The 11,742-nt window shown below is 73.8% G+C and carries 13 protein-coding genes; 7 read left to right on the plus strand and 6 right to left on the minus strand.

Annotation, left to right across the window (positions count from 1 at the left end):
* Window positions 1-38: 38 nt before the first annotated feature.
* Together H9640_RS07075 and H9640_RS07080 are read right to left on the minus strand one after the other, a co-directional pair.
* Window positions 39-545, minus strand: coding sequence for a nucleoside deaminase (locus H9640_RS07075; protein ID WP_191789999.1), 507 nt, complete (start codon window positions 543-545; stop codon window positions 39-41).
* Window positions 542-2,266, minus strand: coding sequence for a M15 family metallopeptidase (locus H9640_RS07080; protein WP_191790000.1), 1,725 nt, complete (start codon window positions 2,264-2,266; stop codon window positions 542-544). Before H9640_RS07080 ends, H9640_RS07075 begins: the two co-directional genes overlap by 4 nt.
* Before the next feature lie 406 nt (window positions 2,267-2,672).
* Between H9640_RS07080 and H9640_RS07085 the strand changes: the two genes are divergently transcribed.
* From H9640_RS07085 to H9640_RS07100, 4 genes are all read left to right on the plus strand, one after another.
* On the plus strand, window positions 2,673-3,200 hold the full coding sequence (locus H9640_RS07085; protein ID WP_191790001.1) for a hypothetical protein: 528 nt from the start codon (window positions 2,673-2,675) through the stop codon (window positions 3,198-3,200).
* 53 nt (window positions 3,201-3,253) lie between these two features.
* On the plus strand, window positions 3,254-4,453 hold the full coding sequence (locus H9640_RS07090) for a hypothetical protein (RefSeq protein WP_191790002.1): 1,200 nt from the start codon (window positions 3,254-3,256) through the stop codon (window positions 4,451-4,453).
* Window positions 4,454-4,608: 155 nt separating this feature from the next.
* Window positions 4,609-5,205 (plus strand): hypothetical protein, encoded by a 597-nt coding sequence (locus H9640_RS07095; RefSeq protein ID WP_191790003.1) that lies wholly within the window; start codon window positions 4,609-4,611, stop codon window positions 5,203-5,205.
* A 294-nt stretch (window positions 5,206-5,499) separates the two neighbouring features.
* Window positions 5,500-6,708, plus strand: a complete 1,209-nt coding sequence (locus H9640_RS07100) for a GAF domain-containing sensor histidine kinase (RefSeq protein ID WP_318243687.1) — start codon at window positions 5,500-5,502, stop codon at window positions 6,706-6,708.
* A gap of 38 nt (window positions 6,709-6,746) precedes the next feature.
* Here the strand turns inward: H9640_RS07100 and H9640_RS07105 are convergent, their stop codons facing one another.
* The 3 genes from H9640_RS07105 to H9640_RS07115 form a co-directional block, all read right to left on the minus strand.
* Entirely contained in the window at window positions 6,747-7,064 is a 318-nt protein-coding gene (locus H9640_RS07105; RefSeq protein WP_191790005.1) for a type II toxin-antitoxin system PemK/MazF family toxin, read from the minus strand.
* A complete protein-coding gene (locus H9640_RS07110; RefSeq protein WP_030152361.1) occupies window positions 7,061-7,264 on the minus strand; it encodes a hypothetical protein in 204 nt (67 codons plus the stop codon). The genes H9640_RS07105 and H9640_RS07110 overlap by 4 nt, the downstream gene beginning before the upstream one ends.
* Window positions 7,265-7,395: 131 nt before the next feature.
* Window positions 7,396-8,064, minus strand: coding sequence for a response regulator (locus tag H9640_RS07115; protein WP_191790006.1), 669 nt, complete (start codon window positions 8,062-8,064; stop codon window positions 7,396-7,398).
* A 142-nt stretch (window positions 8,065-8,206) separates the two neighbouring features.
* On the opposite strand from H9640_RS07115, the gene H9640_RS07120 reads away from it, so the two are divergent.
* Window positions 8,207-9,862: a bifunctional phosphatase PAP2/diacylglycerol kinase family protein gene (locus H9640_RS07120; protein ID WP_191790007.1), complete on the plus strand. Its 1,656-nt coding sequence runs from the start codon at window positions 8,207-8,209 to the stop codon at window positions 9,860-9,862.
* An 85-nt stretch (window positions 9,863-9,947) separates the two neighbouring features.
* Here H9640_RS07120 and H9640_RS07125 read toward each other — a convergent pair whose 3' ends face one another.
* The gene (locus tag H9640_RS07125) at window positions 9,948-10,562 is read right to left on the minus strand and encodes a 1-acyl-sn-glycerol-3-phosphate acyltransferase (RefSeq protein ID WP_191790008.1); all 615 of its coding nucleotides are present in this window, start codon (window positions 10,560-10,562) and stop codon (window positions 9,948-9,950) included.
* Between the two features lie 179 nt (window positions 10,563-10,741).
* Here H9640_RS07125 and H9640_RS07130 point away from each other — a divergent pair, with 179 nt between their 5' ends.
* Together H9640_RS07130 and H9640_RS07135 are read left to right on the plus strand one after the other, a co-directional pair.
* Window positions 10,742-11,218: a hypothetical protein gene (locus tag H9640_RS07130; RefSeq protein WP_191790009.1), complete on the plus strand. Its 477-nt coding sequence runs from the start codon at window positions 10,742-10,744 to the stop codon at window positions 11,216-11,218.
* 172 nt (window positions 11,219-11,390) lie between these two features.
* The gene (locus tag H9640_RS07135) at window positions 11,391-11,705 is read left to right on the plus strand and encodes a DUF4190 domain-containing protein (RefSeq protein WP_191790010.1); all 315 of its coding nucleotides are present in this window, start codon (window positions 11,391-11,393) and stop codon (window positions 11,703-11,705) included.
* The last annotated feature ends 37 nt before the right edge of the window (window positions 11,706-11,742 follow it).

The following is an 11,742-nucleotide window of genomic DNA, read 5'->3' on the forward strand; positions in this document are numbered from 1 at the left end:
TCGACCGTCGTGCCTGCCGTGCCGTACGGGAGGCCGCCCTAGTGGTCGTCCACGCCCAGCAGGCGAGCGTGGAGCGCCCGGACCTCGTCCACGAGCGCCGGGTCGGGGCCCGACACCGGAGTCCCGGGGGCGACCGTGGCGATCGGCAGCGGCGCGACAGGTCCGGGGGGCACGCCCCATCCCGCACGCCACCCGACGAGCTGGGCGCTGCTCGCGGCGTACACGATCCGTCCCAGGCCGACCCACGCGTGAGCCGCGCTGCACATGGGGCAGTGCTCGCCCGACGTGTAGACCACGCTCGTCCGCCGCTGCTCGGCGTCCAGGTGCTCGGCAGCCCATCTGGCGAGAGCGAGCTCCGGGTGCTGGGTCGCGTCCCCGCCGCGGACCCGGTTGCGGTCCGAGCGCAGGATCGTCCCCTCGGCGTCGACGAGCAGCGACCCGAACGGCTCGTCGCCCGCGTCGAGCGCCTCCCGGGCGAGGTCGACGCACACCCGGAGAAACGCGTGGTCGCGCGCGTCCGGAGAGTCGGGGGCCGCGGCGGTCACTGGGCTCCGGACGTCGCGGTCGGCGCGGGGATGTTCGTCGGGGAGGTCGAGGGAGCCACGGAGGACTCGGTCGGCGACGGTGCCGGTGTCGTCGGCGGGTCCGTCGGGTCCGGCGTCGGGGCGGGGGTCGTCGGGGTGGGTTCGGGCGTCGTCGGGGTCGGGGTCGGCGTCGTCGGGGTGGGCTCCGGCGTCGTCGGCGTCGGCGTCGGGGTCGGCGGCGGGTCCGTCGGGACCGGGGTCGTCGGGGTCGGCGTCGGCACGGGGTTCGTCGGTGACGGCGCGGGCGGAGGAGTCGACGGCGAGGCGGGGGCCGTCGGCACGGGAGGTGCCGTCGGCGTCGTCTCCGCCCCTGGCTCGTACCGGTCCGGCATGGCCCCGGCCGCGTAGAACTCGAAGTGCCACGGCTCGGGCTTGCGCCCGTCAGGACGCGCCCAGGTGGGGTTGTCCCAGCCGTAGTCCGGGGCGTGCAGACGCATCCACTGGTACTCGGCGCTCGTCCCGGTCGAGACCGGGGAGCCGACGTCGATCGCGAGACCCCACCCGTGCTGGGACGTCCCGGGGACGGCGGCCAGGAACGGCTTCGCGGCCTTGACGGCCACCTGGTCGTCGTAGCTGCGGTAGGAGTCGGTGATGCGCAGCGGCTTGCCGAACGCCTTCTGGTACTCGGCCGCGAGCGCCTCGAGCTGCTCGGCGGCGTCGCACCGCAGGCTGTGCCCGGGGGCGAAGGCGAGCGTGCACAGCACCGCGTCGGGGAGCTGTCCGTTGGCGTACTGGGAGGTGCTGTCCGCGTACTTCGCGACCGCGGCGGCGAGCTGGTCGGCCAGGGTCATGTCGGCAGGGACCTGGCCGTCCGCCGGGACGACGCCCACGGCCGCGAGCGCGTACGCGGGCCCCATGAGCTCGGCGAGCCGGGTCGCGGCAGCGACGACGTCGTCGATCGTCACCAGGCCCTCGTGCGACGGGGCCTCGTCGTCGGTCGGGTCGGCGGGGTCGGGGGCAGGCGTTGCTGGCAGGCCTGTCTCGGGGTCGAACCCGTCCGCCGCGCCGTCGGCGGGGGGCGTGGGCGTCGTGGCTGTCGTGAGCGGGACGGGAAGTCCCGGCGTGACGGCCCCCGCCGCCCCGGGTGCGTACGGGTCGGGATCGGTCGCCAGGACGTCCGCGGCCCCGTACCCCTCGTCGGCCGTCGTGGGGGGCGGGACCACCGGGTTCGCGGCGGGCTGGACCCCCGGGCCGGCCGGTACGAGCGTCGACGGTGTGCCCGTCGACGGCGGCACGGTCGACGCCTGCCCGGCGCCCGCTTCCGGCGCCCCGGGCTCGCCCGGGGTCTCGGGGGGCGTCGGGGCGAGAGGGGTCGGTGCGGCGGGCGGCGTCGCGAGGTCCTCACCGGGCAGGGCGCCGGGCGAGACGGGCCCAGGAGCGTCGACCGACCCCCGGGCGCCTCCGCCGGCCGCGGCCTGCTGGGCCTGGTAGGTCGCGAGCAGCATCCCGAGCTCCGAGCGCGCCTGCAGCACGGGCTCCGAGACCGCGGCATCGGTGCCGAGGACCTCGTCGGACCGGTCGAGCATCTTGACCACGCGGTCGAGCTGGACGTCCTCGCTGGGTGGCTCGTAGGCGGGGGGCTGCACGCCGAACGCGGCGCCGGCCACGGGCTCGTCCGCCGCGTACTGCACCGACCACGCCTCGCGGTGCGTGATCGAGGACCCGACGAACCCGACCGTCATGGCCGACCCGAGGACCAGGGTCGACGAGAGGATCAGCGGGACCGCCCGCGCCGGGCGTCGCGCATGACGGGCATCGACGTGGTCGTGGGGCTCCGCCGGAGGACGGGCGGGCTCGTTCGGCCTGTCGGCCTGGTCGAGCACTGCAGGGGCGTCGTCGACAGCGGGCGCGCCAGTGGCGGCGGGCGCGGCGCGGTGCGCGCCATGCCTGCCCCCTGGGCCGCTGGAACGCACCCGGTGCGTCGGCAAGGTCACCACGAGACTCCCATGTCCGTTCTGCGACGTTCGACCGTGCGAGGGTATCTGCGAACACGGCCAGACTCCAGCCTGAGGGAGTTTCGGCGTGTGCGCCACCCTGGTCCGGGACGTTCATGGGTGACTTCTCATCCGACGTCGGCACAATGGGGAGATGGACACACACGCCACGCACACCGCCAGCGTCCGACGCACCCGCCGGAGCGCCGCCGTCGGGCTCGCGCTCGTCCTGTCCACGTCCGTGCTGGGCGCGTGCGGCGACGACGGGAGCATCACGATCCCCGAGATCTCCATCTCGAGCGACCAGCTCGACCAGCTCCTCGACGACGCCAAGGCGCAGGCCGAGACCATCGGCGGGGACGTCCAGTCGCTCGTCGACTCGCTCGGTTCGCTCCCTGCCGACCAGCGCGCACAGGTCGAGGAGGCCGTGACCTCGGCCAAGACCGCGACGGAGGACCTCCAGACCGCCCTCGACGAGGCCGCCACCGCGACGGAGGAGACCAAGGCGCAGGCCGAGCAGCGCGTCGCGGACGCCCGCGCGCGGCTCGACGAGGCCTCGGCCCAGCTCCAGTCGGCGTCCGAGGCCGTGAAGTCGGCCGACGAGGCCGTGAGCAGCTCTCTCGACGACCTGCGCGGCGAGGTCGAGAAGTTCTCGCAGGACGTCGAGGGCGCGACCTCCTGACAGTCCGTCACGGTTCCCGTTGACCCCACCTCGGGGCCCGGGGACACTGGGCCATGCCTTCTGCCTCCCCGACGCCGGAGCCCGCCAGGACCTCCCTCCCCGACCTCGACGAGACCCTGGCGCTCGCCGGCATCGCGCTGGGCGCCGCGCTCGCCGAACCCGAGGCCCTCGGCGGGTCGGAGCGGTCCCTGGTCGTCCGTGCCCGCGTCGTCGCGGGGCTCGCGGACGACCGCCTCGACACGACCCGAGCCGCGGCGCACGCACCGGGCAGCACGGTCGTGGTCAAGCGCTTCCTGGACGGTCCCGGCGTGCACGGCCTGCCGTTCGAGCACGAGGTCGCAGGGCTCCTGACCCTCGACCACACCCCCACCCTGCTGGCCGTCGACGAGGCGCACCGCCTGGTCGTCATGAGCGACGTCGGCGACGGCCCCACGCTCGCCGACCTCCTGCTCGGCACCGACCGCGACGCCGCCTGGCAGGGCGCGCACGACTGGGCGACCGCGCTCGGTGCGCTCGCCGGGGCGTCAGGGCGGCACGTCGAACGCTTCTCGGGCGAGCTCGCGGCCCGCGGCGTCGTCAAGGGGTGGGACCTCGACGCCGACGCCCGCGCCGGGGTGCACCGGCTCGTCGAGGCCCTGCCCACCCCGACGGACCTCGCACGCGAACCGCTCGACGCGATGCTCGCGTTCGTGCACGACGACCTCGAGGCGGTCGCGAGCCTGCGCGCGCCCGGGAGCTGCGCCGTCGTCTCCCCCGGCGACACGTGCCCCGACAACGCCGTGCGCACCGGGGCGGGCTGGGTGTTCCTCGACCTGGAGGACACCAACGTCCACCACCCCGCGCTCGACGCCGCGTACACGCTCATGCCGTTCTCGACGTGCTGGTGCGTGTTCGACCCGCCGCCGGGCCTGACCGACGGGCTCCTCGCCGCGTTCACCGCGGGCCTGGGCAAGCACCTGCCCGACGCCGTCGTCGAGCCTGCCTGGACCCGCGACGTCCTGCTCGCGTGCGCGGGCTGGATCCTCGCCATGACGGGCTGGCTCGTCGACGGCGCGGTCGCGGACCGCCCCCACGTGGGGCCCGAGGGGAGGTCGCCGTCGTACCGGCAGCTCGTGACGTCCCGCTGGCGGTGGGGAGCCGAGCACCTGCGAGACGTCACCCCGAGCATCGCGACCGTCCTGTCCGACGCCGTCGCGTGGGCCGAGCGCGAGTGGGGACCCACGCCGTCGGGCGGGTATCCCGCGTTCACGTGACCCACCCGCAGACGCTGTCCCGCTGGTCCCGGCACGAGGGGACCTAGGTCCCCCGCGTTCCTCGACCTTCGCCCCAGGTCCGGGCCCTCCCGCTCCGGTGGAATGGAGTCAACGCACCGGATGGGGATCCGGTCCTGGAGAGGAAGACAGACGACATGAGTGCAACGATCGAACGTCCGGCCAGCTCGGCCCGCTCGGCCCGAGCAGTACGTGCCGTCCCTCACGAGGTCTCGGGGGCCACCACGACCGCGAGCCTCGCGGTCCGCGGGACCCTCCCGACGCAGATCGTGCTCGGGGTCTTCCGGATCGTCATGGGCTTCTACTTCGTGTGGGCGTTCCTCGACAAGACCTTCGGGCTCGGGTTCTCGACCCCCTCGGAGCGTGCCTGGATCAACGGAGGCAGCCCCACGGCCGGCTTCCTCGGCGGCGTCCAGGGTCCGTTCGCGAGCTTCTTCAACGGGATGGCCGGTGCCGCCTGGGCCGACTGGCTCTTCATGGCAGGCCTCCTCGGCATCGGGCTCGCCCTGATGCTCGGGATCGGGATGCGGATCGCGGCGATCGCCGGCACCGTCCTCCTCGGCTTCATGTACCTGGCCTCCCTGCCCCTGACCACCAACCCGATCATCGACAGCCACGTCGTCGAGGCCCTCGCGATCATCTCGCTGGCCATGATCGGCGCCGGTGACACCCTCGGCCTCGGCCGACAGTGGAAGAGCCTCCCGCTCGTCCGCAAGAACTCCTGGTTGGTCTGATCCCGGTTCGGCGACGCGATCCGCTCGCCACGGCGATACACCCAGGAAGACGCGGGGAACACCAGGGAACGCGAGACCCTGCCCCGCCCGACGGCCCTCCCGGTCACCTCCCGGAGGGCCGTCGCTCTTTCCCCGGCCGGTCGGCCACCCGCCGACCGGCCGGGGACACACCCGGAGCTCACGGAGATCGAGGGGGTAGTCATGGAGTACCTGAAGACCTACCACGCACGAGAGAGCGACGTCCCGGTCCTGCCGAGACCGGTTCCGGTCCGAACGTCTGACAGACTCACGTGGGTGACCGAGTCTCTTCCCTCTGCCGTCGCGCACCGCGTGCTCGACGCCGTCGTCGCCATCACGAGCAACCTCGACCTCGACACCGTGCTCCGCCGCATCGTCGAGGCCGCGATGGACCTCACCGGCGCCCGGTACGGGGCGCTCGGCGTGCGCGACGGGGACCGGCTCGGCCGGTTCGTGCCGGTCGGCATGAAGGACTCCGAGGTCGAGGCGATCGACCACTGGCCCCACGGGCACGGCCTGCTGGGCGAGGTCATCCGCAACCCGCACCCCCTGCGCGTCGACAAGATCGAGGGCTACCCGGCCGCGTCCGGCTACCCCGCGGGGCACCCTCCCATGCACACGTTCCTCGGCGTCCCCATCCAGGTCCGCGACTCCGTCTACGGCAACCTCTACCTGACCGACAAGCGCGACGGGTCGCCCTTCACGCGCGACGACGAGGCCGCGGTCCGCGCCCTGGCCGCCGCCGCAGGGGTGGCCGTCGACAACGCCCGACTCTACGAGGACGGGCGCCGGGTCGCGGTGCTCGAGGACCGCGAGCGCATCGCGCGCGACCTGCACGACGTCGTCATCCAGCGCATCTTCGCGTCCGCGATGACGCTCATGAGCACGACCAAGCACATCGAGAACGAGCTCGTGCGCTCGCGCGTCGAGGAGGCCGTCAACGACCTCGACGACACGATCCGCGAGATCCGCTCGACGATCTTCGCGCTCCAGGCCACCACTCCCCCCGAGGCGAGCCTCCAGGAACGCCTGACCGCGGCCGCCGGTGCGGTGACGTCCGCGCTCGGGTTCGCGCCCTCGATCATCATCGAGAGCGACGACTCGTCGCTCGTGCCCGCAGAAGTCGCGGACCAGCTCGTGGTCGTGGTCGGCGAGGCCCTGACCAACGTGGCCCGCCACGCACGTGCGTCGCGCGTCGACGTGCGGCTGCGCGTGACCGACGACGCCATCACCCTGTCCGTGGTCGACGACGGGATCGGCTGCGCGGGCGTCGACGCGGGCGACCACCGCGGCGGCCTGCACAACCTCGCGACGCGCGCCGAGGCGCTGCGCGGGACCCTGTCCGTCGGACCGGCCGAGGCTGCGGCGCGCGAGCTCGCGGGCGCCGCCGGCGGGCCGGGGGACGCGTCGACGGCGGACGGGTCGACGGGTGTCGGTCCCACGGGCCGCGGTACCGCGCTCGTGTGGCGGATCCCGAACGCCTGACGGTCAGCCAGGAGCGCCCGCACGGCTGCGGAGCTCGATCACACCAGCCCGAGGTAGTGGATGACGGCCTGCTCCACCGTGGTGAGCTCGTCGTGGTTGAGGTGGTCGACGGGGTCTCCCACCAGGTAGGCGGTGTCCACGGTCCGGATCTGGTCGACCAGGAGCAGGGTCTGCTGCCCATCGATGACCAGCTCGGGCCGGAACGTCGCCGGTCGGGCGCTGGTCGAGGTCGGCACGATGGTCGCCACCGACCAGTTCATCTCCGAGGGCGAGAGGACGAGCCCGTACCGACGCCCGCCCTGTTCGTGCCCCCGCAGGGCACCGAGGTCGACCCGGTAGACGGCGCCGCGGATCACCAGGCGTCCGGCTCGTCGTTCAGGTTCTCCTCACGCAGCATCTCGGCATCGGCACGCGCCTGGTCGAGCCACTGCTCGTGGGCCACGAGGTGCAGGCCGCGGCGCAGGGCATCGCTCGTGGACATGCCCTTGCGTGCGATCTCCTCCAGGAGTCGGCGTTCCTCGGCGGTCGGTCGGAAGCCGACGGTGCTCTGCGACATGTTCCCACCCTAGGGGCGTGTCGAACATCTGTCGAACATCACGCGCCCAGCGCGACCCGCGCACCCACGTGCGCTCCGTCGTCGGGCATCTCCGTGCTGCTCGACGCCGCGGCACCGCCGCGGCACACCGCTCAGCCGCGCGGGCGGTCCTCCGTGCGCATCTCGGTCGCGAGGACCGCGACCTGCGTGCGGCGCTGCAGCCCGAGCGTCGAGAGGATGTGCGACACGTAGTTCTTGACCGTCTTCTCCGCGAGGAACAGGCGCTCGCCGATCTGCCGGTTCGTCATGCCCTCGCCGATGAGGTCGACGATCTGGCGCTCCTGCGGCGAGAGCCCCTCGAGGCGGTCGACCTCCTGGGCCTGCGGCGTGCGCAGCCGGTCGAGGATGCGCGCCGTGCTGACCGGGTCGAGCAGCGAGCCGCCGCCCGCGATGGTCCGTACGGCCCCCACGAGGTCCGAGCCGTGGATCTGCTTGAGGACGTAGCCCGAGGCGCCCGCGAGGACCGCCTGGAACAGCGCCTCGTCGTCCGCGAAGGACGTGAGCATGAGGCAGCCGATCTCCGGCATCTCGGAGCGCACGTCACGGCAGACCTCGACGCCCGAGCCGTCGGGCAGGCGCACGTCGAGCACGGCCACGTCGGGTCGGACGGCGCGGATGCGGGTCAGCGCGGAGGCGGCGGTGCCGGCCTCGCCGACGACCGTGATGTCGTCCTCGGCCTCGAGGAGGGCGGCGACGCCGCGGCGGACGACCTCGTGGTCGTCGAGCAGGAAGACCCGGATCGGGTCGGGGGTGGTGCCCATAGGGAGAACTTATCGGAGTTGTGTCAGAACGAGGGTGCCGGGCCGCGCGAAGAGGCCCGACGGCGCCGCTCCCCCGGGTGCGCGGGCGCCCTCGGGGCGGCGTGGGTGGGCGGACGGGGCGCGAGCGTCCTACCGTGGCTGGATGTCGTCCGCTCCCGTCCCGCCACCCCAGACCCCGCGACGGAAGCCGCGCTTCACGGGCCTCGTCAAGCCCCACGAGGCGTTCCCCGCCGTCGCCCGCCTCGACCGCCGCATGAACGACCGGACGTACCGGCGACAGCTCGGGCCCCGGGCGGACGCGGCCCTCGTGCGCCTGACGACCGCCGCGAACCACAGCGTCCTGTGGATGGGGCTCGGCGCGGGGCTGGCCGCGACCGGCGCGCGCGGCCGCCGCGCCGCGGTGCGGGGTCTCGTGAGCGTCGCCGCCGCGAGCGCGACCGCGAACCTGCTCGGCAAGGGGCTGTTCGGCGGCGACCGCCCTTCCGCCGACCCGCTGCCCCTCGTGCGGCGCCTGCGCCGCTACCCGACGACGCCGTCGTTCCCGTCGGGCCACTCGGCCACCGCGGGGGCGTTCGCCGCGGGCGTGGCCCTGGAGTGGCCCGCCGCCGGGCTGGTCGTCGCTCCTGTCGCGGGGGCCGTCATGTACTCGCGGCTGCACGTGGGCGCGCACTGGTTCTCGGACGTCGTCGGGGGCGCGGCGCTCGGGGTCGGGCTCGCGGTGCTCGGCCGGTGGCTCGTGCCCTCCCCACCGGGGCCCGAGCCGGACGTACCCGCCGGACCGCCCACGGACGTGCCCGCGCTCCCCGACGGCGAGGGCCTGTTCGTCGTCGTCAACACGGCCGCAGGGTCCGGGCGGATCCTCAAGGAGGACCCGCTCGAGGTCCTGCGCCGCGACCTCCCGAAGGCGCGGGTGCACGTGCTCGCCGAGGGCGACGACCTGCGCGAGATCTACGACCGGGCGGCGAAGGGCGAGGGTACCGGCGGGTCCGACGGCGACAGCGAGGCCCGCCCCGCCCGAGCCCTCGGGATCAGCGGTGGCGACGGGACCGTCGCGACCGCTGCCGCCGCAGCGCGCGAGCACGACCTCCCGCTCGTCGTCCTCCCCGGCGGCACGCTCAACCACTTCGCCAAGGCCGCCGACCTCACGTCGATGACCGCGACGGTCCGGGCCGTCCAGGCGGGGTCGGGCGTTCGCGTCGACGTCGCCGAGCTCCGCGTCGACGGGCAGGACCCGATGACGGTCCTCAACACGTTCTCGCTCGGCATCTACCCCGAGCTCGTGTCGCAGCGCGAACGCGCCGAGAAGCGCCTGGGGAAGTGGCCAGCGACGGTCTGGGCGACGTCGCGCGTGCTGCGTTCCGCGACCCCGCTCCGGGTGTCGGTCGACGGGGTCGTCGGGAGCTACTGGTCGTTCTTCGCGGGGGTCAACAAGTACGTCCCGCAGAACCTCGCGCCCGTCGAGCGCATCCGGCTCGACGACGGCGTGCTCGACGTCCGCACGGGGCGCGCCGAGCAGCGCTACAGCCGCGCACGCCTGTTCCTGGAGACGGTCGCGGGCGGGGCAGCGTCCTCGCTCGCCGGACGGGTCCGTCGACTCGAACGCCACCTCGCGCTCGACGCCTGGACCACGCCCGACCTGTCGCTCCGGTTCGGTGACGGCGCCCCGCACGACCCCGTGATCCTCGCGCACGACGGCGAGACGCTCGAGCTCGACGGTGACCAGGTCACCGGCGCGACGCTCACCATGGTCCCCGGCGGCCTGCGGATCTACGCGCCGACCGACCCGGCTGCGGGCTGAGCGCCCCGGCGAGGCGCGCTGGGTGCGCGCGGGGTGCGCGGCGCCGTCGGGCAGGCGAGCAGCGGGCCCGACGGCGTCGCCCGTCTCAGGCGGTCGAGCCGGCTTCTCCCGTGGCCGCGTCCGGCGCGGGACGGTCCTCCTCGCGCAGGCGCGGCTCGGTGCGACGCGACGGGTCGAACCCGGCCTTGTCCGCGTAGAACGCGCGGACCAGGTCCATGTCGGCGCGCACGTCACCCGTGAGCTCGAGCGTGGGGCCCAGGCCCGCGGTCATGGTCGTGCGGTCCACGTACCCGAGCGTCACGGGCATGCCCGCCTCGCGCGCGATCCGGTAGAAGCCCGACTTCCAGTACTCGCCCTTGCTGCGCGTCCCCTCGGGCGTGATGACGAGCGAGAACACCTCACCCCTGCGGACCCGCGACACGATGTCGTCGACGACGAGGCTCGGGTCGGTCCGGTCCACGGGGATCCCGCCGAGCGCTCGCGCGAACGGCCCCATGACACCCTTGAACAGGGTGTGCTTGCCGAGCCAGCGGACCCTCACGCCCACGCTCGTCGAGATCGCGAGCATGAGCACGAAGTCCCAGTTGGACGTGTGCGGGGCGCCGATGAGGATGCCGGGCCGGTCGGTCGGGGGCTGCTCGGTGCGCAGCGTCCACCTGCTCACGGCCCAGTAGGCGCGCGCCAGGGCGCGGCGGATCATCGGGGCGCCTCGGGGGCGGGGGCTACGGGGTGGGGCACGGCAGCAACGCTACCCGCGCGACCGGGCCGTCGTGGCCGAGGTGCCGCGCGCGGGCGTCCCCCGCGACTGTGGGCGAAATCTCCACCTCCTGTCCATGTCCTCCCTGTCTTTTCCCAGGTTCGCCGTGCAGACTTCTCGACATGACGTCGCCGAAGACATCAGGACCAGCCGCCCGGCTCGCCGCCGCCAGCTTCCTCGCCCTCGCGATGATGCTGCCGCTGAGCGCGACCGCATCGGCCGCCGAGGTCACCCAGTTCCTCGAGGACACCCAGTGTCAGGTCGACTCGATCGGCGAGGACCTCGAGAAGGCCGCGACCCAGCTCTCCTCCCTGCCGGCCGGCCTGCGCAGCGAGGTCGAGGACGCCGTCGGGAACGCCCAGGCCGCGACCGACGAGGCCAACGCCGCGCTCGCCCAGGCAGCCGCCGACCCGTTCGGCGACGGCCGCGCGGTCATCGCCCTCACCGACGCGCAGGTCGCGCTCGACGCCGCCTCGGCCCAGCTCCGCTACGTCGCGGACAAGACCGTGGCGCAGGGGGCCGACGTCGGCTCGACGCTGCGCGACGTGCAGAACACGATCGACCACCTCCGGGGCGAGACGAGCCGCGCCGCGTCCTGACCCGGCCCACGTTCCGGACCTGCTTCTCGTTTTTCACCCGCATGGGGAGAAATCCCCCTGTGCAGCGGTGCCTTTCTCCACCACAATGAGCACCGCACTTCGTGGCGCCCGTCGCCACGACCCCCACGCACCCGACTAAGGCTCGTGTGCGCGAGAGAAACGAGAAACCCCCATGACCACCCCTTACGGTTCCCCGCAGGCCCCGCAGTCCGCTCCCGCCCCGCAGTACTACGGCGCCCCCGTCGAGGACCCGGGCAAGACGCTCGGCATCGTCGGCTTCATCCTGGCCTTCCTCTTCGCACCCGTCGGCATCGTGCTGAGCGCGATCGGCAAGAAGAAGTCCCGCGAGGCCGGCTTCGACAACCAGCTCGCCAAGTGGGGCCTCATCCTCAGCATCGTGTTCACGGCGATCTACGTCGTCTACTTCGTGTTCGTCGTCATCGTGGCCGTCGCGGCCGTCTCCACGGGCAGCGTCAGCTCGTACTGACACGGGTCCGCCCACGAGGCCGGCCCCCCCCCCCCGG

Origin of the sequence: Oerskovia gallyi (assembly GCF_014836745.1) — a bacterium.
In the GTDB taxonomy this organism is placed as follows: Bacteria; Actinomycetota; Actinomycetes; order Actinomycetales; family Cellulomonadaceae; genus Oerskovia; species Oerskovia paurometabola.